The sequence below is a fragment of the Klenkia terrae genome, assembly GCF_037083865.1.
GTDB classification, from domain to species: Bacteria; Actinomycetota; Actinomycetes; order Mycobacteriales; family Geodermatophilaceae; genus Klenkia; species Klenkia terrae.
Window position 1 is genome coordinate 1 of the sequence record NZ_JBAPLV010000021.1, and the last position, 20952, is coordinate 20952.

The 20952-nt window shown below is 76.3% G+C and carries 19 protein-coding genes; 10 read left to right on the forward strand and 9 right to left on the reverse strand.

The window, feature by feature from the left end; translation table 11 throughout:
• Positions 1–29 precede the first annotated feature (29 nt).
• From msrB to UXQ13_RS17290, 3 genes are all read left to right on the forward strand, one after another.
• The gene (gene msrB / locus UXQ13_RS17280; RefSeq protein ID WP_225235371.1) at positions 30–452 is read left to right on the forward strand and encodes a peptide-methionine (R)-S-oxide reductase MsrB; all 423 of its coding nucleotides are present in this window, start codon (positions 30–32) and stop codon (positions 450–452) included.
• 59 nt (positions 453–511) lie between these two features.
• Positions 512–1465 (forward strand): hypothetical protein, encoded by a 954-nt coding sequence (locus UXQ13_RS17285; protein WP_336392591.1) that lies wholly within the window; start codon positions 512–514, stop codon positions 1463–1465.
• 71 nt (positions 1466–1536) lie between these two features.
• Positions 1537–1848: a hypothetical protein gene (locus tag UXQ13_RS17290; protein WP_225235369.1), complete on the forward strand. Its 312-nt coding sequence runs from the start codon at positions 1537–1539 to the stop codon at positions 1846–1848.
• 6 nt (positions 1849–1854) lie between these two features.
• Here UXQ13_RS17290 and hemQ read toward each other — a convergent pair whose 3' ends face one another.
• The 3 genes from hemQ to hemE all read right to left on the reverse strand — a co-directional run bounded on the left by hemQ (position 1855) and on the right by hemE (position 5162).
• Positions 1855–2607, reverse strand: coding sequence for a hydrogen peroxide-dependent heme synthase (gene hemQ / locus UXQ13_RS17295; RefSeq protein ID WP_225235368.1), 753 nt, complete (start codon positions 2605–2607; stop codon positions 1855–1857).
• Positions 2608–2679: 72 nt separating this feature from the next.
• Entirely contained in the window at positions 2680–4050 is a 1371-nt protein-coding gene (gene hemG / locus UXQ13_RS17300) for a protoporphyrinogen oxidase (RefSeq protein ID WP_225235367.1), read from the reverse strand.
• Entirely contained in the window at positions 4047–5162 is a 1116-nt protein-coding gene (gene hemE / locus UXQ13_RS17305) for a uroporphyrinogen decarboxylase (protein WP_225235366.1), read from the reverse strand. The genes hemG and hemE overlap by 4 nt, the downstream gene beginning before the upstream one ends.
• 163 nt (positions 5163–5325) lie before the next feature.
• Here hemE and UXQ13_RS17310 point away from each other — a divergent pair, with 163 nt between their 5' ends.
• The 6 genes from UXQ13_RS17310 to UXQ13_RS17335 all read left to right on the forward strand — a co-directional run bounded on the left by UXQ13_RS17310 (position 5326) and on the right by UXQ13_RS17335 (position 11815).
• A complete protein-coding gene (locus UXQ13_RS17310; protein ID WP_225235365.1) occupies positions 5326–5973 on the forward strand; it encodes a DUF3000 domain-containing protein in 648 nt (215 codons plus the stop codon).
• An 87-nt stretch (positions 5974–6060) separates the two neighbouring features.
• On the forward strand, positions 6061–6753 hold the full coding sequence (locus UXQ13_RS17315) for a response regulator transcription factor (RefSeq protein WP_225235364.1): 693 nt from the start codon (positions 6061–6063) through the stop codon (positions 6751–6753).
• Positions 6750–8021, forward strand: a complete 1272-nt coding sequence (locus UXQ13_RS17320) for an HRDC domain-containing protein (RefSeq protein WP_225235363.1) — start codon at positions 6750–6752, stop codon at positions 8019–8021. Before UXQ13_RS17315 ends, UXQ13_RS17320 begins: the two co-directional genes overlap by 4 nt.
• A gap of 237 nt (positions 8022–8258) precedes the next feature.
• Positions 8259–9461: a thiolase family protein gene (locus tag UXQ13_RS17325; protein ID WP_336392592.1), complete on the forward strand. Its 1203-nt coding sequence runs from the start codon at positions 8259–8261 to the stop codon at positions 9459–9461.
• The gene (locus tag UXQ13_RS17330; protein ID WP_336392593.1) at positions 9458–11476 is read left to right on the forward strand and encodes a 3-hydroxyacyl-CoA dehydrogenase NAD-binding domain-containing protein; all 2019 of its coding nucleotides are present in this window, start codon (positions 9458–9460) and stop codon (positions 11474–11476) included. Before UXQ13_RS17325 ends, UXQ13_RS17330 begins: the two co-directional genes overlap by 4 nt.
• Before the next feature lie 63 nt (positions 11477–11539).
• Entirely contained in the window at positions 11540–11815 is a 276-nt protein-coding gene (locus UXQ13_RS17335) for a hypothetical protein (protein WP_336392594.1), read from the forward strand.
• On the opposite strand, the gene UXQ13_RS17340 is transcribed toward UXQ13_RS17335, so the two are convergent.
• The 6 genes from UXQ13_RS17340 to UXQ13_RS17365 all read right to left on the reverse strand — a co-directional run bounded on the left by UXQ13_RS17340 (position 11812) and on the right by UXQ13_RS17365 (position 19006).
• Positions 11812–12093: a thiamine-binding protein gene (locus UXQ13_RS17340; protein WP_336392595.1), complete on the reverse strand. Its 282-nt coding sequence runs from the start codon at positions 12091–12093 to the stop codon at positions 11812–11814. The two genes, UXQ13_RS17335 and UXQ13_RS17340, sit on opposite strands and share 4 nt — an antisense overlap.
• Positions 12080–13990, reverse strand: coding sequence for a 1-deoxy-D-xylulose-5-phosphate synthase (dxs, locus tag UXQ13_RS17345; RefSeq protein WP_336392596.1), 1911 nt, complete (start codon positions 13988–13990; stop codon positions 12080–12082). Before dxs ends, UXQ13_RS17340 begins: the two co-directional genes overlap by 14 nt.
• 94 nt (positions 13991–14084) lie before the next feature.
• Positions 14085–14483, reverse strand: a complete 399-nt coding sequence (locus UXQ13_RS17350) for a hypothetical protein (protein WP_336392597.1) — start codon at positions 14481–14483, stop codon at positions 14085–14087.
• Position 14484: 1 nt separating this feature from the next.
• Positions 14485–15168, reverse strand: a complete 684-nt coding sequence (locus UXQ13_RS17355) for an SGNH/GDSL hydrolase family protein (RefSeq protein WP_336392598.1) — start codon at positions 15166–15168, stop codon at positions 14485–14487.
• Positions 15165–17678, reverse strand: coding sequence for a bifunctional lysylphosphatidylglycerol flippase/synthetase MprF (locus tag UXQ13_RS17360; RefSeq protein ID WP_336392599.1), 2514 nt, complete (start codon positions 17676–17678; stop codon positions 15165–15167). Before UXQ13_RS17360 ends, UXQ13_RS17355 begins: the two co-directional genes overlap by 4 nt.
• Entirely contained in the window at positions 17675–19006 is a 1332-nt protein-coding gene (locus UXQ13_RS17365) for an alpha/beta hydrolase (RefSeq protein ID WP_336392600.1), read from the reverse strand. The genes UXQ13_RS17360 and UXQ13_RS17365 overlap by 4 nt, the downstream gene beginning before the upstream one ends.
• Before the next feature lie 134 nt (positions 19007–19140).
• On the opposite strand from UXQ13_RS17365, the gene UXQ13_RS17370 reads away from it, so the two are divergent.
• On the forward strand, positions 19141–20949 hold the full coding sequence (locus tag UXQ13_RS17370; protein ID WP_336392601.1) for a glycosyltransferase family 39 protein: 1809 nt from the start codon (positions 19141–19143) through the stop codon (positions 20947–20949).
• Positions 20950–20952 lie beyond the last annotated feature (3 nt).

Consider the following 20952-nt stretch of genomic DNA (forward strand, 5'->3'; position numbering starts at 1 on the left):
GGTGGCGGCCCGGTCGTACCGTGGGGAGCATGACCCAGCACGTGGACAAGCAGCCCGCCGTCGTCAAGACCGACGAGGAATGGCGCGCCCAGCTCACCCCCGAGGAGTACGCGGTGCTCCGCCAGGCCGGCACCGAGCGGCCCTGGATCGGTGAGTACACCGACACCAAGACCGTCGGGGTCTACCACTGCCGGGCCTGCGGCGCGGAGCTCTTCCGCTCGGAGACCAAGTTCGACTCGCACTGCGGCTGGCCCTCGTTCTACGAGCCGACCAGCGCCGACAACGTGGTGCTGAAGACCGACCGGTCGCTGGGCATGTCCCGCACCGAGGTGCTGTGCGGCACCTGTCACAGCCACCTCGGCCACGTCTTCGAGGACGCGCCGCAGACCCCCACCGGCGACCGGTACTGCATCAACAGCGTCTCCATCAGCCTGGCCCCCGCCGAGGGCTGAGCACGACCTGAGCAGTTCTGCTCAGGTGCTGGACCGGGCGGTGCGCCAGGGTGACGGCCATGGGTCGCCTGCGCACCGCCGTCCTGCTCGCGCTGGTCGCCGCCGGGGTGGTCGGGTGCAGCACCCCCCGCTCGGAGGTCGACGCCGCGCAGCGGCAGTGGGACTCGATCCCCGACGAGGTCCGGGCCGCCCTCGGGCTCGGTGAGCCCGAGGGGTCGGCCTGGGGCAGCGTCGGCGAGCACTGGAAGATCGAGGCGCCGCTGGGCATCGCCGCGACCGGTGACCCGGCGGTGCTCGGCAGCGGCATCACCTCCGCCTGCCACGCCGTCGTCGACGCCCTCGCCGGCACCGATGTCCAGGCGTTCGGCGTCCTGCCCCTGGTGGACGGGGTGGTGCGCGCGACGCACGAGAGCTGCGACCGCGGGCTCGCGCTGGGCAGCTGGTCGACCGAGCTGGGCTCGGCGGACTCCCCCGGCCGGTGGACCGAGCTGGGCGACCTCGTGCTCGGCCGGGAGCGCGACGGCCGGGCCGAGATGCTCGGCCCGCGCCTGCAGCTGGCCGCGGGCATCGTGTCCACCAGCAGCACCACACCGCCGTGGACGTCGACGGTCATCCCGTTCGACCCCGCCGACTGGGACGACGCCCTGGCCGCGGCCAGCACCCCGCTGCCGCTGGTGGCCCCGGGCGAGGGCCAGGTCGTGCTCATCACCCCCGCCGGCACCGCCGTCACCGGCACCGCCGAGTGCGCCACCGGCGAGCGGGACACCGAGGTCACCGTCGCCTCACCCATCTTCGCCGACGCGACGATCTCCTCGATCACGGTCAACGCGGTGCCCGACGACGAGCCGGTGCCCGGCCGGGTCGGCTGCGGCCGGGGTCCGGCGAGCGCACCGATCCTGCCCACGCTGAGCTACACCACCGCCGCCGGCGAGGACATCGACGTCGCGGTGGTCGCGATCGGGCGCCCGACCGTGTGGGGCTCCCGGCTCACCGCCTCGATCACCGCCGGCTGAGCCGCGGTACCGGGTGCAGCTGAGCAGTCCTGCTCACGTGCACCCGGCCGGGACCGGGCATCGTCGTCGGCATGGACACCGCACCCCACCGCTCCGGTCCCGCCCTCGCGCTGGGGGTGGTCGCCGCCGCGCTGACCGCCCTGCCCGCCCTGGCGCTCGCGCCGTGGATGCTCGTCGGCATCTCGGCAGGGCTCGACGGCGGCGACCTGTCCTCGGGCGCGCCGGGACCCACCGACTGGGCGACGGTGGCCACGTGCTCGGTCGTCCTGCTCCTGTGCGTCGCCGTCCCGCTGCTCGTCGGGCGGGTCGTCGGCGGAGTGACCGACGCCGCGCTGCGCCGGTACCGCCGGTCCGCGCAGCGCCGGGTCCCCGGGTCGGCCTGACCGGCCTCAGGCCAGGCCGGCCACCAGCTCGGCCGCCGAGCGCCGGGCGCCGGTGTAGAACGGGATCTCCTCGCGGACGTGCCGGCGGGCGCGGGAGGCCCGCAGGTCGCGCATGAGGTCCACGATCCGGTGCAGCTCGTCGGCCTCGAAGGCCAGCATCCACTCGTAGTCGCCCAGCCCGAACGAGGCGACGGTGTTCGCCCGGACGTCGGGGTAGGGCCGGGCCTGCATGCCGTGCTCCTTGAGCATGTCGCGGCGCTCCTCGTCGGGCAGCAGGTACCACTCGTAGGACCGCACGAACGGGTAGACGCAGACCCAGGCCCGCGGCTCCTCGTCGGCCAGGAACGCCGGGATGTGCGACCGGTTGAACTCCGCCGGGCGGTGCAGCGCCATCTGCGACCAGACCGGCTCCAGCCGCTGGCCCAGCGCCGTGCGGCGCAACCGGGTGTAGGCCTCCTGCAGCGCCTCCGCGGTCTCCGCGTGCCACCAGACCATCAGGTCGGCGTCGGCCCGCAGACCCGCGACGTCGTACAGCCCGCGGACGACGACGTCCTTCCCGGCCAGCTCGTCGACCAGCGAGCCGAGCTCGTCGGCCGCCGCCTGGCGGGGGTCGTCGGCGAACGGGCGGGCCAGCCGGAACACCGACCACATCGTGTAGCGGATGGTGGCGTTGAGCTCGTTGGCCCGCTTGCCGATGCTCTTCTGCTCCGGTGCGGTCTCCGTGGGGCCCGTGGTCGCTGCAGGCGTCGCGTCGGTCATGCCCCCATTGTGGCGCGGCCGCAGCGGCCACCCGCGGGCCCGGTCGTGTGAGACCGGTCCCCCGGCCGTGGGTCAGCCCAGCCGGGCGACGGCGGTGCGGGCGCTGCGGATGCAGGCGGGGACGCCGACCCCGTCGTAGGCGGCCCCGGCGACGGCCAGCCCGGGCACCGCGGCCACGGCCTCCCGGACCTGCGCCACCCGGTCGACGTGGCCGACCAGGTACTGCGGCAGGCCCCCGCCCCAGCGCACCAGGTGGGTCTCCACCGGCTCGGGCCGGTCCAGGTCCAGCAGCTCGGCGACCTCGGCGACGACCGCGGCGGTCAGGTCCTCGTCGGAGCGCTGCAGCTGCTCCTCCTCCAGGTACCGGCCCACCGAGGACCGGACCCGCAGCAGACCGTCGGCGTCCAGGTGCGGCCACTTCTGCGAGGAGATCGTGACGCCCTTGACCAGCCGGCCGGTCACCGGCGGCACCAGCAGGCCCGAGCCGTTGGCCAGGTCCTGCCCGGGGAAGGCCATCGCCACCACGGCCATCGAGGCGTACGGGATGCCCTCGAGCGGCTCGACGGCGTCCGGCGCGACCTCGGCCAGCAGCCGGGCCGCCTTGCCCGCCGGCACGGCCAGCACCACGACGTCGGCGGTGAGCACCTCGCGGTCGGCGCCGACGCTCAGCTCGAACCCGGCCGCAGACCGGCGGAGGGTGTGCGCGGGTGTGCGCAGCCGCACCGTCCCGGCCGGCAGGGCGTCCACGAGCGCCTGCGGCAGCGAACCGACGCCCTCGGGGAGGGTGGCGAACACCGGGCCGTCGGACGTACCCGCGGCGGCCTCCCGGCTGCGCGCCCCGGCGTCCCGGGCCGCGGCCGCGGCGGCGAGCACCGAGTCGTGCCGCGGTAGCGAGGCGGCCAGGGCGGGCATGGTCGCGGCCACCGACAACCGGTCGGCCTGACCGGCGTACACGCCGCCGAGCAGCGGTTCCACCAGCCGGTCCACCACCTCGTCACCCAGCCGCTCGCGCAGCAGACCGCCCACGGTGCGGTCGGCGTCGAAGTGCAGTGGCTGCAACGAGCTCTCCGCCCGCACCCGGGCGACCCCCTCGGCCGACAGCAGCCCGTCCAGGCCCTCGGCCGAGGTCGGCACGCCCAGCAGGGTGCCGGCCGGCAGCCGGTGGCGGCCCGAAGGCAGCACCACCGAGGCCGACGTCGTCCGCGGGGCCAGCGTCTGCAGGCCGAGCTCGGCCATCAGGCCCACCGCGTCGGGCACCCGGGCCAGCACCGCCTCGGCGCCGGTGTCGTACCAGGCGCCGGCCAGCCGGACCCGGCCCAGCTTGCCGCCGACCCGGTCACCGGCCTCGAGCACCACGACCTCGTCCTCGGGGTGCCGGCGGTGCCGGTCGTACGCCGCCGTCAGCCCGGCGATCCCGGCCCCGACCACGACGCACCGGCTCATGCCTGCTGCGCTCCGAACTCCTCGGCTCCCGCCTCGGCGCTCAGCTGGTGAACCAGCTCCACCGCGTGGGTGATCGCGCCCGGGTCGGTGTCGGGCAGCACGCCGTGGCCCAGGTTGAAGATGTGCCCGCGGGCAGCCCGGCCCTGCCGCCACACCCGGCGCACCTCGGCCTCCAGCGTCGCCCGGTCGGCGAGCAGGACGGCGGGGTCCAGGTTGCCCTGCAGGGAGTAGCCCGGGCCGACCCGGCGGGCCGCCTCGTCCAGCGGCACCCGCCAGTCGACGCCGACCACGTCCGCGCCGGCGTCCCCGATCAGCGGCAGCAGCTCGCCGGTGCCGACCCCGAAGTGGATCCGGGGCACGTCGCGCTCGCCGGCGGACCGGTTGCCCAGGCCGTCGAAGACCGCGCGGGAGTGCGGGAGCACCCGGGTCGCGTAGTCCGTGGCCGACAGCACGCCCGCCCAGGAGTCGAACAGCTGGACGGCGGACACCCCGGCGTCGACCTGGGCGCGCAGGTAGACCGCCGCGGACAGCGACAGCTTGGCCAGCAGGCGCTGCCAGGCCTCCGGCTCGGCGTACATGAAGGCCTTGGTGCGGGCGTGCTCCTTGGAGGGCCCGCCCTCGATCAGGTAGGTGGCCAGGGTGAAGGGGGCGCCGGCGAACCCGATCAGCGGCGTCGCGCCCAGCTCGGCCACCAGCCGGCTGACCGAGGTGGTGAGGAAGTCCAGCTGGCCCGGGTCCAGGTCGGGCAGGGCGTCGACGTCGGCGACGCTGCGCACCGGCTCGGCGACGACCGGCCCCACGCCGGGCTTGATCTCGATGTCGACGCCGGCCACCACCAGGGGCAGCACGATGTCGGAGAAGAGGATCGCCGCGTCCACCCCGTGCCGGCGGACCGGCTGCAGGGTGATCTCGGTGACCAGGTCGGGATCCTGGCAGGCCTGCAGCATCGCGGTGCCGGCCCGCAGCTCGCGGTACTCCGGCAGCGACCGGCCGGCCTGGCGCATGAACCACACCGGGGTGCGCCCCACGGGCCCGCCCAGCGCGGCCCGGACGAGGTCCGAGTCGGCCGGCGAGGTGCTGCTGACGGTGTCCGCTCCTGCTGCTGTGCCCACGACCAGCCATCCTCCCAGACCCCCGCCACACCGTCCGGTGGGCACCGCGACGGCGTCCTGGAGGCACGCCGAGCTGGACACGCCGACCGCGCTCACTCTCCGTACATGATCGGTTGGCGCGTCGGAGGGGCGGGGTGTCGGTACAGCGACCTACCCTTCGGTCGTGGATCCCCAGCGCAGGCCAGGTCGCGGCCCGGGCGCAGACGGCGAACGCCCGCCTCCCCCGGCCGAGTTCCAGGCCGCCCTCGACGCCTTGGCCACCGTCCGGGCGCGCAGCGAGATCGTCCTCGAGCACATCCCCGCCCCGCAACGGCTCGCGCCCTGGTCGCACGCCATCGGCGCGCGGGTGGCCGAGCCGGGCGAGCTGGCCGGCGAGGACGACGTCGAGATCGCCAGCGGCCGGTTCATCGTGCTGCACGACCCGGCCGGCCACGAGGCCTGGGACGGCACCACCCGGTGCGTCGGCTACGTCTCCGCGATGACCGACGAGTCGATGGTCGACGACACCATGTTCTCCGACGTCGCCTGGAGCTGGCTGGTCGAGGCGCTGGCCGAGCACGGCGCGGCGCACCACTCGCTGGGCGGCACCGTCACCCGCACCGCCTCCACCCGCTTCGGCGACATCGCCGGCCCCGAGCACTCGGTCGACGTGGAGATCCGGGCCTCCTGGACCACGGCCGACACCGACCTCGACCGGCACCTCACCGCCTGGCTCGAGGTGCTGGGCAACGCCGCCGGTCTCCCCCCGCCGGGTGTGCACCTGCTGGGCTCGGTCGGCGGCATCCGGGCGACGGGCACCAGCACCTCCTAGAGTGAGCCGGTTGCTCCATCCGGAGCAGCGATGGAGGGGCCGACTGCGCAGACACGCCGTCGGCCGGAGCGCTGGAGCTGCCACCCCGTGACCCTGGGCCACCCGCGTGCCGACGGCGCGCTGCTGCCCCCGGACGCCACCGCCCTCGTCGTGGACCCGGCCCCGCTGGTCCGCGAGGCGCTGGCGGCCCGGCTGCGGGCACTGGGCGCCCGGGACGTCGAGGAGGCCGCGGGGCTCGAGGAGGCCCGGGTCCGCGCGCACGTCTCAGGTCCGCGGGCGCTGTGCGTGCTGGACGTCGACCTCCCCGACGGCGCCCCCGGCACCGACGGGTGCGGCCTGGACCTGCTGCCCGAGCTGCAGGCCGACGGCTGGCCCGTGGTGGTCGTGCTGACCGACGTCACCGCACCCGCCGTCGTCCGGTCGGCCTTCCTCGCCGGGGTGCAGGGCTACCTGCTCAAGTCCTCCCCGCTGGCCGTGCTGACCGAGGGGTTGCAGGTGGCCCTCGGCGGGGAGGTCTACGCCGACCCCGGCATCGCCAGCAGCCTGGCGCTCGGGCTCACCCGCGGCGCGTCCGACGACGGCCCCTCGCACCTGTCGGCCCGCGAGGTCGACATCCTCCGGCTCGTCGCCGAGGGACACACGAACAAGGAGATCGGTGACTTGGTGGATCTGTCCGCCCTCACGGTGAAGAGCCACCTGGCCCGCATCGCGCGCAAGCTGGGTACCGGCGACCGGGCGCACATGGTCGCCCTCGCGCTGCGCTCCGGGGTGATCTCGTGACCACGCCGGACACCACACCGGGCACCACGCCGGGCACGACGCCGGAGCCGGAGGCCCCGGTCGAGAGCACCGCGGTCCCCCTGCTGGCCCCGCGCGACGGCCTGCCGCCGGTCATCGAGACCTCGACCGCGCTGGTCGAGTACGCGCAGGCGCTGGCCGGGGGCACCGGACCGGTGGCCGTCGACGCCGAGCGCGCCTCGGGCTACCGGTACGGGCAGAAGGCCTACCTGGTGCAGCTGCGCCGGGCCGGCAGCGGCACCGGGCTGGTCGACCCCGTCCCGCTGCCGGACATGGGTCCGGTGCAGGCGGCGATCGGGGACGCCGAGTGGGTGCTGCACGCGGCCAACCAGGACCTGCCGTGCCTGGCCGAGATCGGCCTGGTCCCGACCCGGCTGTTCGACACCGAGCTCGCCGCCCGGCTGGCCGGCCTGCCGCGGGTCGGGCTGGGGGCGGTCGTGGAGTCCCTGCTGGGCTACAGCCTGCAGAAGGGCCACTCGGCCGCGGACTGGTCCACCCGCCCGCTGCCCACCGACTGGCTGGTCTACGCCGCGTTGGACGTCGAGGTGCTCGTCGAGCTGCGCGACGCCCTCGCCGGCATCCTCGAGGAGCAGGGCAAGACCGGGTGGGCCCAGCAGGAGTTCGCCGCGATCCTGGCCGCCGGACCGCCCGCACCGCGGGTCGACCCCTGGCGCCGGACGTCGGGCATGCACGGCCTGCGCAGCCGGCGGCAGCTCGCCGTCCTCCGGGCGCTGTGGGAGGCGCGCGACCTCCTCGCCCGGCGCCGGGACGTCGCCCCCGGCCGGGTGCTGCCCGACTCGGCCATGGTGGCCGCCGTGGCGGCGGACCCCGCGACCGCGGAGGCGCTGGCCGACCTGCCGGTCTTCCGCGGCCGGGCCAACCGCAAGATCGTCAGCACCTGGTTCGCCGCGCTGCAGAAGGGCCGCGCCGTGCCCGAGGGCCAGCTGCCCGCGCACAGCCTGCCCGGCGACGGCCCGCCGCCGGTCAACCGCTGGGCCGACCGCGACCCGGCGGCCGCCAAGCGCCTGCAGGTGGCCCGGGCCGGGCTGGCCGCCCTGGGCGAGCAGTGGTCGGTGCCGGTGGAGAACCTGCTGTCCCCCGACCTGGTCCGCCGGCTCATGTGGTCCCCGCCGGCCGAGGTCACCCCGGAGGCCGTCGCCGCGTTCCTGCGCGACGGCGGCGCCCGCCCGTGGCAGGTCGACCTGACCACCGACCTCCTCACCGCCGCCGCCGCCGCCGCCGGCGCCTGACCCACCTCCCCCGCTCCCGCTCACGCCGAGGCAAGGGATCCCTTCCGCAACGGTCCCGGCCACCGCGTTCGGCAAGGGCTCCCTTGCCTCGGCGGGGCCGGGCGCAGCAGGCGGCAGCGGCCAGGGCGGGGCAGGGCGCCGGGGTGAGGGTGGCTCGCGGGGTGTGGTTACCGGCGGGTAACTTGTTCGGCGACGCGGTCCGACGTCCGGCCGCGCCCCGTCCCTGCGGAGGTCCCGTTGTCCCGTTCCCTGCGCGAGGTCGTCTTCGTCGACGGCGTGCGCACCCCGTTCGGCAAGGCCGGGCCGAAGGGCATGTACGCCCAGACCCGCGCCGACGACCTGGTGGTGCGTTGCATCCGCGAGCTCATGCGCCGCAACCCCGGGCTGCCGCCCGAGCGCGTGGACGAGGTCGCCATCGCGGCGACCACCCAGATCGGCGACCAGGGCCTGACCATCGGCCGCACCGCAGCGCTGCTGGCCGGGCTGCCGACGAGCGTGCCCGGCTTCGCGATCGACCGGATGTGCGCCGGGGCGATGACCGCGGTGACCACGACCGCCTCGGGCATCGCCTTCGGCGCCTACGACGTCGCCATCGCCGGCGGCGTCGAGCACATGGGCCACCACCCCATGGGCGAGGGCGTGGACCCCAACCCGCGGTTCGTCAGCGAGAAGATCGTGGACTCCTCCGCGCTGGTCATGGGCTCCACCGCGGAGAACCTGCACGACCGCTTCCCGCACCTGACCAAGGAGCGCGCCGACGCCTTCGCCGTCGGTAGCCAGGACCGGTACGCCGCCGCGCTCGCCGCCGGCAAGATCGGCCCGGAGCTGGTGCCGGTGGCCGTCCGGTCGGCCGAGCAGGGCTGGGGCCTGGCCACCGCGGACGAGCCCCCGCGCCCGGGCACCACCGTGGAGGGCCTGGCGCGCCTCAAGACCCCGTTCCGCCCGCACGGCCACGTCACCGCCGGCAACGCCGCCGGGCTCAACGACGGCGCCACCGGCTGCCTGCTGGCCGCCGAGGACGTCGCCACCGAGCTCGGCCTGCAGATCGGCATGCGGCTGGTCGGCTTCGGCTTCGCCGGCGTCGAGCCCGAGGTCATGGGCGTGGGCCCGGTGCCCTCGACGACCAAGGCCCTGGCGTCGACCGGGCTGACCATCGACGACATCGGGTTGTTCGAGCTCAACGAGGCCTTCGCCGTCCAGGTGCTGGCCTTCCTGGACCACTTCGGCATCGCCGACGACGACCCGCGGGTCAACATGTGGGGCGGCGCCATCGCGGTGGGCCACCCGCTGGCGTCCTCCGGCGTCCGGCTGATGACCCAGCTGTCGCGGCAGTTCGCCGAGCGCCCCGACGTCCGGTACGGCCTCACCGCGATGTGCGTGGGGATCGGCATGGGCGGGACCGTCATCTGGGAGAACCCGGCCTGGGAGGGCGAGAAGTGAGCGAGCAGTTCCCCGACGAGGTCGTCACGCAGGCGCTGACCCGGCTAGTCACCCTGCCCGGGGTCGACAAGCCCCTGGCGCTGATCACCCTGGACAACGGGCACGACCACACCCGGCCCTCGACCTTCGGCCCCGGCGGGCTGGCCTCGCTGGACGCCGCCCTGGACGCAGCGCTGGACGCCGACGTCGCGGGCATCGCGATCACCGGCAAGCCGTTCGTGTTCGCCGTCGGTGCGGACCTCTCCGGCGTGCCCCGGATCTCCTCCCGCGACGACGCGCTGGAGATCGCCCGGCAGGGCCACCGGGTGTTCGCCCGGCTGCGCGACGCCGCCGTCCCGACGTTCGCCTTCGTCAACGGCGCGGCGCTGGGCGGCGGCCTGGAGCTGGCGCTGCACGCGCAGCACCGGACCATCTCCGGCGGCGCGTTCGTCGCCTTCCCCGAGGTCTTCCTCGGCCTGGTGCCCGGCTGGGGCGGCACCCAGCTCCTGCCGGACCTGATCGGCATCGACGCCGCGGTCTCGGTGATCGTGGAGAACGCGCTGTCGCAGAACCGGATGACGTCGGGCCCGCGGGCGGCGAAGCTCGGCATCGCCGACGCCGTGTTCGAGCCCGCGGACTTCCTGGAGCGCTCGCTGGAGTGGGCGGCCGGCGTCCTGACCGGCGCTGTCGCCGTCGACCGCAGGCCGGTCGACCGCGGTGCGTGGGACGACGCGATCACCCGCGCCCGGCAGGTCGTGGCCGCGCGCACCCGGAACGCCTCGCCGGCCGCCGTCCGCGCGGTCGACCTGCTCGAGCTGGCCCGCGACGCGTCCTTCGCCGACGGGACGGCGGCCGAGGACGAGGCGCTGGCCGACCTGATCATGACCCCGGAGCTGCGGGCCTCGCTCTACGCCTTCGACCTGACCCAGAAGCGGGCCAAACGGCCGGCCGGGGCGCCGGACAAGGCGCTGGCCCGGCCGGTGACCAAGGTGGGTGTGGTCGGCGCCGGGCTGATGGCCTCCCAGCTGGCGCTGCTCCTCCTGCGCAAGCTGCAGGTGCCGGTGGTGCTCACCGACGTCGACCAGGCCCGGGTGGACAGGGGCGTGGGCTGGGTGCACGGCGAGCTGGAGAAGCTGGCCGGCAAGGGCCGGCTGTCCCCCGACGCGCTCAACCGGCTGAAGGGCCTGGTCAGCGGGTCGCTGGAGAAGTCGGCGTTCGCCGACGCCGACCTGGTCGTCGAGGCGGTGTTCGAGGAGCTGTCGGTGAAGAAGCAGGTCTTCGCCGAGGTCGAGGCGGTGGTGTCGGCGCAGTGCGTGCTGGCCACCAACACCTCCGCCCTGTCGATCACCGAGATGGCCGCCGACCTGCAGCACCCCGAGCGGGTCGTCGGCATGCACTTCTTCAACCCGGTCGCCGTGCTGCCGCTGCTGGAGGTGGTGCGCGCCGGGGCCACCGACGACGCCACCCTGGCCACCGCGTTCGCGGTGGGCAAGCAGCTCGGCAAGTCCTGCGTGCTGGTCGCGAACGCCCCGGCGTTCGTGGTCAACCGGCTGCTGACCCGGTTCCTCGGCGAGGTCACCGCCGCCGTCGACGCCGGCACCCCGGTCGACGTCGCCGAGCGGGCACTGGACCCGCTGGGCCTGCCGATGACGCCGTTCGAGCTGCTGTCGCTGGTCGGCCCCGCCGTGGCGCTGCACGTCGCCGAGCGCATGCACGAGGCGTTCCCGGACCGGTTCGGCGTCGGCACCGGGCTGCGCCGGACGGTGGAGCTGGGCAAGACCACCGTGTTCAGCGAGCCCGGGGTCGTCGACCCCGAGCTGGCCGACGCGTTCACCTCCACCGGCACCGGGCCCACCGCCGAGGAGCTGCGGGCGAGCGCAGAGCGGGCGATGGCCGAGGAGATCACCCTCATGCTCGACGAGGGTGTCGTGCAGGCGGTCGAGGACGTCGACCTGGCCATGCTGCTCGGTGCCGGCTGGCCGTTCTGGCTGGGCGGCATCAGCCCGTACCTGCGGCGCACCGGCGCCCTGGCCTGAGTTCGGCGTGGTCCCTGCGCACTCCACCCCCGGGGTGCGCAGGGACCACGCCATGCTGGGCGCGTGGACGTCGAGGTGAACGCGCTGGCCCTGAACGTGACCATCCCCGAGCAGCTGCGGTGGACCGACGTCCGGCGGGACGAGGAGTTCACCCTGCAGACCCTCACCGTCCGGCTGCTGCCCGACGGCACGACGGCGGCCAAGGCCTACGGCCGGCCCACCGCGGGCGGCCGGGGCGCGTACGTGTCGTTCCCGGTGCCCGACCGCCCCGAGCTGGCGGAGCTGGTCGCCGCTGCGGCCGCGCGGGCCGCGCAGCTGTGGGCGGCGAGCCGGACCTAGCGGAACTTGCCGGTCAGGCTGTCCATCGTGCGGTTGACCTCCGCGATCTTCACGTGGCTGATGCCCGCGGTGGCGCCGGCGGCCAGCATGGCCTCGTGCGCGGCCCGGAGGGTGGCCCAGACCTCGTCGGCCGAGCCCTCCAGCGTGGTGCCCAGCGCGCCGACCTCGTGGCGCAGACCGGACGCCTGGATCACCGCGATCGCGGCCTCCACGTGGGCGTGCGGGTCCTCGGGCGTGCCCGGCGGGGACGGCGCGACCTGGATCTCAGCGATCAGCATGGTTCTCCTCGGCCTGGGCGGTGCGGTCGGCGATCCGGGCGGCCCACTCGACGATCCGGCGGGCGACGTCCTGCTCGGTCAGCCCGTGGTCGGCCAGCACCTCGGTGCGGGTGCCGTGCTCCAGGAAGACCTGCGGCAGCCCGATGCAGCGCACCGGGACGTCGAGCTCGGCGTCGCGCATCGCCGCGGCCAGGGTCTCCCCCACCCCGCCCGAGCGCCCGCCGTCCTCCAGCGTGACGACCAGCTTGTGGCCGGCGCACATCTGCACCAGCTCCGGGGAGGCGGGCAGCACCCACCGCGGGTCGACGACGGTGACCTCGATGCCCTGCTGGGCGGCGCGCTCCGCGGCGGCCAGCCCGGCCGGGACCAGCGAGCCGCACGCCACCAGCAGCACCTCCGGCGCCGCCCCCCGGCGCAGCACGTCGACCGGCCCGACCCGCTCGACCGCCGGCAGCGAGGCCAGCACGGAGCCCTTCGGGAAGCGCAGCACGGTCGGCCCGTCGGTGACCGCCACCGCCTCGCGCAGGGCCTCCTTGAGGGTCGCCTCGTCGCGCGGCATCGCCATCCGGAGCCCGGGGACCACGGCGCAGATCGAGGTGTCCCACATGCCGTTGTGCGAGGCGCCGTCGGAGCCGGTCACCCCGGCCCGGTCCAGGACGACGGTGACCGGCTGGCGGTGCAGCGCGACGTCCATCAGCAGCTGGTCGAAGGCCCGGTTGAGGAAGGTGGAGTAGATCGCGACGACCGGGTGCAGGCCGGCCATCGCCAGGCCCGCGGCCGAGGTGAGCGCGTGCTGCTCGGCGATGCCGACGTCGAAGGTGCGCTCGGGGAACCGCTCGGCGAACGGCGCCAGCCCCGTGGGGTGCAGCATCGCCGCGGTGATCGCCACGACGTCGGAGCGCTCTGCCCCGATCGCGACCAGCTCGTCGGAGAAGGCCGTCGTCCAGTCCCGGCCGGCGCTGGCCGGGCTGACCCCGGAGTCGGGGTCGAAGGCGCCGGTGGCGTGCCAGGCGTCGATCGTGTCGCTCTGCGCCGGCGCGTAGCCGAAGCCCTTGGTGGTGACGGCGTGCACGATCACCGGCCCGCCGAAGGCGCGGGCCCGGCGCAGGGCGGACTCCATGCCGGCCACGTCGTGCCCGTCGACCGGGCCGACGTACTTCATGCCGAGGTCCTCGAACATGCCCTGCGGGGACAGGACGTCCTTGAGGCCCTTCTTGATCGCGTGCAGCGCGTCGTAGAGCGCGGTGCCCACGACCGGGGCCCGGGTGACCGACTGCCGGACGGCGAGCAGCGCCTGCTCGTAGCCCGGGCGCAGCCGGAGGGTGGCCAGCGCGTCGGCCACCCCGCCGATGGTCGGTGAGTAGGAGCGGCCGTTGTCGTTGACCACGATGACCACCGGCCGGTCCCCTGCTGCGGCGATGTTGTTCAGCGCCTCCCAGGCCATGCCGCCGGTGAGCGCGCCGTCGCCGATGACCGCCACGACCGGCCGGGCGTCGCCGCGGACGGCGAAGGCCTTGGCCAGCCCGTCGGCGTAGGACAGCGAGGTCGAGGCGTGGCTGTTCTCGACCCAGTCGTGCTCGCTCTCGGTGCGCGAGGGGTAGCCGGACAGGCCGCCGCGCTGGCGCAGGCCGGGGAAGCCCTCGAGCCGGCCGGTGAGCAGCTTGTGCACGTAGGACTGGTGGCCGGTGTCGAAGACGACCGGCTCGCGCGGGGAGTCGAAGACCCGGTGCACCGCGATGGTCAGCTCGACGGCGCCCAGGTTGGGCCCGAGGTGCCCACCGGTCTTGGCGACGCTGGTGACCAGCGCGTCCCGGATCTCCGCGGCCAGCACCGGCAGCTGCTCGGGCGCCAGCGCCCGCAGGTCGGCGGGCCCGGTGAGGGAGCGGAGCAGCGACACGGCGGGGCAGGGTCCTCTCGAGCTGAGGTGGGGACCCCGAGGGTAGTCGCGGCGGCCGACCCCGACCCGTTCGGAGCCCTCGGAGCAGCCGGGGTCACATCCGCGGCACCCAGCGCTCCCCCCGCAGCGCGCCGCCCACCAGCTCCACCGCGCGGGCCGCCGCGGCCAGCCGGGCGCCCTCCCGCTCGTAGGCGGCCATCGCGGCCTCCATGGCCTCCGGGGGCAGCTCGTCGGCCAGCTCGACCCGCACCGTCCGCCACCCGGCGCGGGCCGCCTCGAGCCCGGCGCCGACGTGGTCGGCGGCGAAGCGGGCCAGCAGCACCGGGTAGCGCCGCAGGACCTCGTGCGACCGGTACTCCGGGGGCACCAGGTCGTACAGCCAGCCGACGGCGGTGCGCTCCCAGTCCGGCGCGCCGGGGGGCCGGACCTCCTCGGGCCACCCCGGGGGGACGACGCCGTCCCGGCCGGGCGGCGGCGGGGAGGCGGCGGGCACGTCAGCCAGTCTGCCCCGCGGGTCCGACACCCGACGGGTGCAGCAGGGCCTCGTGCAGGGCCACCCCGATCTGCGCGGCGGCGGCCCCGCTCGGGTGGACGCCGTCCAGCGTGGCGCCGTCGCGGTAGTCACCGTCCTCGTCGCGCACCTCGATCATCGGGTCCACGTACTGCCAGCCCTCCCGCGCGGCCAGCTCGGCCAGGTCGGCGTCCAGCGCCAGGGTCTCGGGCCCCAGCCCGTCCTCGGGCGCGACGGCGGACAGCACCACCCGCGGCACCGCCGCGGCGGCGGCGATCTGCACCAGGCGGTCCAGCACGTCCTCGGTGGGCAGGGCCAGGTCGAGGTCGTTGTTGCCGGCCATCAGCACCAGGGCGTCGGCGTCCATCGGCCCGTCGGCGGCGACGCCGTCCAGCATGTCCTCGGTCGTGGCGCCCGAGTGCGCCCAGCCGCCGGTCACGTCCACCCCCCGGCCGGTGGCCCACCACGCCCACGACCCCTGGCCGAGGACGCCGGCGTCGAAGTCGGGGCAGTCCATCTCGGTGATGGAGTCCCCGACGACCACCACGCGCAGCGGGGCGGCGGACGCGGTGCCGGGTGCGGGCGCCGCCTGCGCGGGTGGGCCGGCGCACCCGGCCAGGACCACCACCGCACCCAGCAGCCCGCCGGCCGCCGCCCGTCGCCTCACCGGGATCCCGACCCGACCAGCTCGGCCGGCGGTGCGGCCGGGGCCGGCGCCGGACGGCGGGGCCGGCGGCCCGCGACCACCGCCCGGCCCAGCCGCACCGCCTGCACGACCGACAGGTGCGGCAGGTAGGCCCGGGAGACCGCCCGGGCGATCCGCGGCAGGTCGGCGGTGTCCAGGTGCACCAGCCACAGCGGCCGGTGCTGCGGCTGGAACTTCGCCTTGAACGACAGCAGCGAGCGGAACCCGTACACCGGCTCCATCAACCGGCCGGTGGCCTCCAGCAGCCGGGCCAGGGCATCGTCCTCGGCGCTGCCGCCGGGGAAGGCCAGCGGGGCGCCGGACAGGCTGACGAACTCCGCCCCCTCCTCCTGGAAGGTCAGCGCCGCGGTGCCCACCAGGAACTCCATCGTGCCGGGCGGGCAGCCGGGGCTGCGGCGCATGAGGTCCAGCGTCCAGCCCACCCGGACGCCGTCCCGGCTGGCCGGCAGCCAGCTGGTGACGCCGTGCACCCGGCCGTCGCCGCCGACCGCCAGCAGGCACCGGACGGCGGGGTCGGCCGCCTCGTCGAGGCCGCCCAGGGTGAAGCCCATCTCGGGCAGCCCCTTGCCGGCCAGCCACTCCTCCGAGGACCGGGCCACCTGCTCGCGCAGCGCCAGCGGGGCCTCCGACCAGCGCACCCAGACCGCCTGCACGCCGTCCCGCGCCGCCCGGTTGACCGCCGTCCGGACGTCCTGCCACTTCTTGCCGGTGAAGGCCAGCCCGCCCAGCGGCAGCCAGGTCTCGCTGGCCACCTGCACCCGGCGGCCACCGGGCAGCGCCTGGACCACCCCGTCGGTGACCGAGTACCAGCACGGCGTCCAACCCCGGCCCAGGCACCAGGCGGTGAACTCCGGCACCGCCCGCGCCCGCGCGTCCGGCGGGCCCACCGGGTCGCCGGTGGTGAGCGCGACCCCGCCGACCACCCGGAAGGCGACCACGGCCTGCCCGTCCTCGCTGAACCACCAGCGGTTGCCCACCCAGGTGGTCATGAACGACAGCGCGCCGTCGCCGTGCCGGTCGACCAGGGCACGGGCCCGGGCGGCGTCCCCGCTGGGCACGGCCGGCCGGACGACGACCCACGCCGACCCCACCAGGACCGCCCAGCAGGCCACCCCGGTCCAGTTCGCCAGCACCCGGGCCGCACCGCGGAGGGGGGCCAGGCTGGGCAGCACCTCGCCCAGCCACCCCGGCGGGAGCATCCGGGCCGGCAGGTCCAGCAGCAGCCGGCCCACGGTCGGCGGCGTCGCCCACTCCCCGCGCAGCAGCACCCCGGCCCCCAGGTAGGCCAGCACCACCACGCCCAGCCCGCCGCCGGCCAGCGCCGCCCAGCGGCGGGCGGTGCCGGGCGCCGCGGGCACGGGGAAGCGGCTGCGGGTGAGCAGCAGCAGGACCAGCACCGCCGCCGGGGCGGCCAGCGGGGCCCACACGGCCGCCACCGGCAGGCCGCCCCGCGGGGTGCCCAGCGCGGTCAGCGCGGCGTCCGGGTCGCGCAGCACCGCGGTGACCACCTCGCCGCCGACGGCGGCGAGCACCGCGGAGAACACCACCGCACCGACCCAGGCCGCCCGCCGTCCGCGGCGCAGCCCCTCGGCGAGCACCAGCTGCACCAGCGCCGGCAGCGCCGACAGCAGGGCCGGGCCCAGGCCGGCCAGGTGCGAGCGGCCGGTCAGCACCCGGCAGTCGGCGAGCTCGCGGGCGGTGCCGCAGACCTGGCGCAGCGTGCCGGCGTCGGGCGCGCCGGAGACGAACAGGTGCGAGACCACCGACCACGGGCCGTTCGAGCTCCGGGCCAGCGCGGCGACCAGCGGACCGACGGCGGACGCGGCCACCACCAGGGCGACCAGCGCGCGGGACTCCCGCCGGCTGACCGGGCCGCGCTCGACCCGTGCGCCGCGGCGACGCAGCAGCAGCTGGCCGGCCAGCAGGCCCACGCCCCAGCCGGCCAACCGGTGCACGTCGCCGCCGGTGCCGCCGTAGAGCACCAGCATGGTCAGCCCGACCCCGAGGACGACCCGGACCCGGCGGCGCACCAGCGGGGTGGCCCGGGCCGAGGCGGCCGCCACCGCGGCGAGGACGCCGGGCAGCGGGCCGACCACCAGCGCGCCGGCCAGGTGCACCCCCCAGCGGTCCCCGGTGGCGGCCAGCAGCGCGGAGACCCCCGAACCGACCAGCCCGGCGCCGACCTGGCCGAGCACCAGCGCCGTCGCCGTCCACCGGGTGCCCCAGCGGTGCTCGACCGGGCCGAGCAGGCCGGCGACCAGCAGCAGCGCGACCAGGGTGCCGGCCGGCGTCGCCACGGTCAGCCCGGCGGTGAGCAGCGTCCACCAGCGGCCCTCCCCCAGCGCGCGCGCCCCGGTGCCCAGCACGGCGCCGGTGCCCAGCGCGGCGCCTGCGACCAGAACGACCAGCAGGGCGGCGGTGAGCGGCACCCGGCGCAGCGCGGCGGCCGCCCGGCGCACCCGCGCGCTCATGCCGGCAGCCCCAGCCGCTGGGCCAGCCACGGCAGGGCGCCCTCGAGACCGGGCCCCCAGACGTCCCAGGAGTGCCCGCCGGGCAGCTCGGTGGTGACCACGGACGCACCGGCCCCCTCCAGCGCGGCGGCGACCTCCTCGGTCTGCGGCCGGTAATCGTCGTCGTCCTTGCCGACCACCAGGTAGGCGGCCAGGTCCGGGTACTGCCGGGCGGCGAGCAGGTGCAGCGGGTCGACCGCGTCCAGGGCGGCCTGGTCGCCCGGGAACGAGGCCTGCAGCGTGTCCGCGGCGCTGCCCAGGGTGGGGGCCCGCTGCCCGGAGGCGTCCAGCAGCGTCGGGAACAGGTCCGGGTGGTTGGTGGCCAGCTGCAGGGCGCAGGTGCCCCCGTAGGAGAAGCCGCCGACGGCCCAGTGGGCGTGGTCGGTGCCGACCTGCAGGTGCTGGGTGATCCAGGTCGGCACGTCCTGGGCCAGGTAGGTGTCGGCCTTGCCCAGCGCGGAGTCCAGGCACAGCGGGTTGCTGCCCTCGCCGCCCAGGTCGTCGGGCATGACCACCACCGGCGCCAGGCCGTGGTGCGCGGCGGCCCAGGCGTCCAGCCGGTGGGCCAGCTGGCCGCCGTCGATCCAGTCCCGCGGGCTGCCCGGCTGCCCGCCCAGCAGCACCAGCACCGGCAGGGCCGGCCGGTCGGAGCTGAGGTAGGCCGGCGGCAGGTAGACCCAGGCCGGGCGGGCCGGGAAGCCCGAGGCGGTGGCGGGGATGTCCACCTGGGTGAGCGCGCCGGTGTCGGGCATCCCGGCCGGCGGCGTCCAGTCGGCCAGGCTCGCCGTCGACACGGCGTCCTCGGTGAGCACCTCCGCGGCGTCGACCTGGTCGTAGGGCGGCAGCTGCAGGGCCGCGGCGACCGTGGGGAAGGGCTGGTAGACCACGTTCACGTTGTTGGCTGCACCGAGCAGCACGCCGACCAGCGCCAGCACCGTGAGCCCCCGCCGCCACCAGCGCAGCCGGGGCCAGCCGGCCACGGCCAGCGTGGTCCCGAGCAGGCCCAGCCCGATCCACAGCGGCACCACCCACGGCAACCCGTCCGGGAAGGGCTTGGTCACGACCAGCGCGAGCTGGGCGAGGCCGACCAGCACCAGGGCGGCGAGCACGGCGACCGGGACCCGGCGGGTGAACCACCGCCGGTCCCGGTGGGTGACCAGCAGCGCCGCCAGCCCGACGAACAGGACGACGACGAGGGTGACGTAGAGGCCCCCGGAGACCAGGTGCAGTCCGACGAACCAACGCCACAGGTGGCTGAGCACGATGTCCTCCTCGATCGACAGCAGCACCGTCCAGGTGCGGGCTGCGGGGACCCGGGAGACCAGCTGTGAGCCGGCTGCACACCACCGGGACGGTGCACCGGGGGCAGGTCCACAGCCGGGGCGGAGCTGGTTGCCAGCCACCGGCCGCACGATCCACAGCCGTGACCCTGCTGCACGCCCCGGCCCCCGCCCCGGCCGCTCCCGACGCGGCCGGCCCGCGCCGCCGTCCGCGTCCGGACCAGCTGGCCCTGGCCGCGCTGCTCACCGGGACGACGGCGCTGTACACCGTGGCGCTGTCCCGGTCCGGCTGGGGCAACTCCTTCTACGCCGGTGCCGCACAGGCCGGTGCCTCGAGCTGGTCGGCCTGGTTCTTCGGCGCCTCGGACGCCCCGGGCTCGGTCACCGTGGACAAGCCCCCGGCCGCGCTGTGGGTGATGGGCCTGTCGGTCCGGCTGCTCGGCCTGTCCAGCTGGTCGGTGCTGCTGCCCCAGGCGCTGATGGGGGTGCTGGCGGTCGCGGTGCTGGCGGCGACCGTGCGCCGCGTGCTGGGCCCCTGGGCGGGCGTGCTGGCCGGCACGCTGCTGGCCGTCACCCCGGTGGCGACGCTGATGTTCCGCTACGACAACCCCGACGCGCTGCTCACCCTGCTGTGCGTGCTGGCCGCGTGGGCGGTGGGCCGGGCGCTGGAGGACGGCCGCACCCGCTGGCTGCTGCTGGCCGGCGCGTTCGTCGGCCTGGCCTTCCTGACCAAGTCGCTGCAGGCGTTCCTGGTGCTGCCCGGCCTGGCCGGGGCCTACCTGGTCGCCGGGCCGCCCCGGCTGCGGCGCCGGCTCGGCCAGCTGGTGGCGGCCGGGGCCGCGCTGGTCGTCGCGGCCGGCTGGTGGGTGCTGGCCGTCGCCCTGGTGCCGCGGGCCGACCGGCCGTGGGTGGGCAGCACCACCGACGACAGCCCGCTGAGCCTGGCGTTCGGCTACAACGGCCTGGGCCGGCTGGACGGGGACGAGACCGCCGGCGGCGGCGGGCTGCACCAGAGCTCGTCGAGCATCTGGCGGCTGCTGGGGTCCGGCGGCGACGAGGCGGGCTGGTACCTGCCGCTGGCGGTCGCGGCGCTGGTCGCCGGGCTGCTGCTCACCGCGCGCGCGGCCCGGACCGACCGGGTGCGCGGTGCCCTGCTGCTGTGGGGCGGCTGGCTGGTGGTCACCGCCGGCGTCCTCAGCGTGATGAAGGGCATCGAGCACAGCTACTACGCCGTCCAGCTGGCCCCGGCCGCCGCCGCCCTGGTCGCCGTCGGCAGCACCCAGCTGTGGCGCGCCGGCACCGCCGGCCGCCGGGTGCTGGCCGCCGGCCTGGTCGCCGCCACAGCGTGGGCCGGGGCGGTGGCGCTGACGCACGGGCACCACCCCGGTGCCGCCCTGGTCCTCGGTGGCGTCCTGCTGGTGCTGGTCGTGGGCGCCCTGCTGGCCCTGCGCCGCGGCGCCCGGACGGCGTTCGCGGCCGCCGCGGTGCTCGCCGTCGTCCTGGGGCCGCTGCTGTGGTCGGTGGGCACGGCGTCGGCGGTCCACCAGAGCAGCAACGTCTTCGCCACCCCTCCCCCGCTGACCGCGGGCGGCTGGCACGGCGGGCGCCCGGACGGACCCGGGGTCACCCAGGCCGCGGTGCAGCTGCTGCGGGCGGGCGCGGCCGGCTACACCTGGGCGGCGGCGACCACCGGGCACCACGGCGCCGCGGTGCAGCTGGCGGCCGGCGTCCCGGTGATGGACATCGGCGGCTTCTCCGGCCAGGACCCGACGCTGACCCTGCAGGGGTTCGAGGCCGACGTCGCCGCGCACCGGATCCACTACTACGTGGCCGGCACCGGCGGCGGTCCCGACGCCTCCCGGATCCTGCAGTGGGTCAAGGCGCACGGCACGCCGGTCCCGGCCGGCGACACCGACCTGTACGACCTGTCGCCGCTGGCCGGTGCCGGGTGACGG

Bases quoted from the DNA above. Each gene is read 5' to 3' on its own strand.
- msrB (WP_225235371.1), top strand. From the start codon at position 30: ATGACCCAGCACGTGGACAAGCAGCCCGCCGTCGTCAAGACCGACGAG.
- UXQ13_RS17285 (WP_336392591.1), top strand. From the start codon at position 512: ATGGGTCGCCTGCGCACCGCCGTCCTGCTCGCGCTGGTCGCCGCCGGG.
- UXQ13_RS17290 (WP_225235369.1), top strand. From the start codon at position 1,537: ATGGACACCGCACCCCACCGCTCCGGTCCCGCCCTCGCGCTGGGGGTG.
- hemQ (WP_225235368.1), bottom strand. From the start codon at position 2,607: ATGACCGACGCGACGCCTGCAGCGACCACGGGCCCCACGGAGACCGCA.
- hemG (WP_225235367.1), bottom strand. From the start codon at position 4,050: ATGAGCCGGTGCGTCGTGGTCGGGGCCGGGATCGCCGGGCTGACGGCG.
- UXQ13_RS17340 (WP_336392595.1), bottom strand. From the start codon at position 12,093: ATGCTGATCGCTGAGATCCAGGTCGCGCCGTCCCCGCCGGGCACGCCC.
- UXQ13_RS17360 (WP_336392599.1), bottom strand. From the start codon at position 17,678: ATGAGCGCGCGGGTGCGCCGGGCGGCCGCCGCGCTGCGCCGGGTGCCG.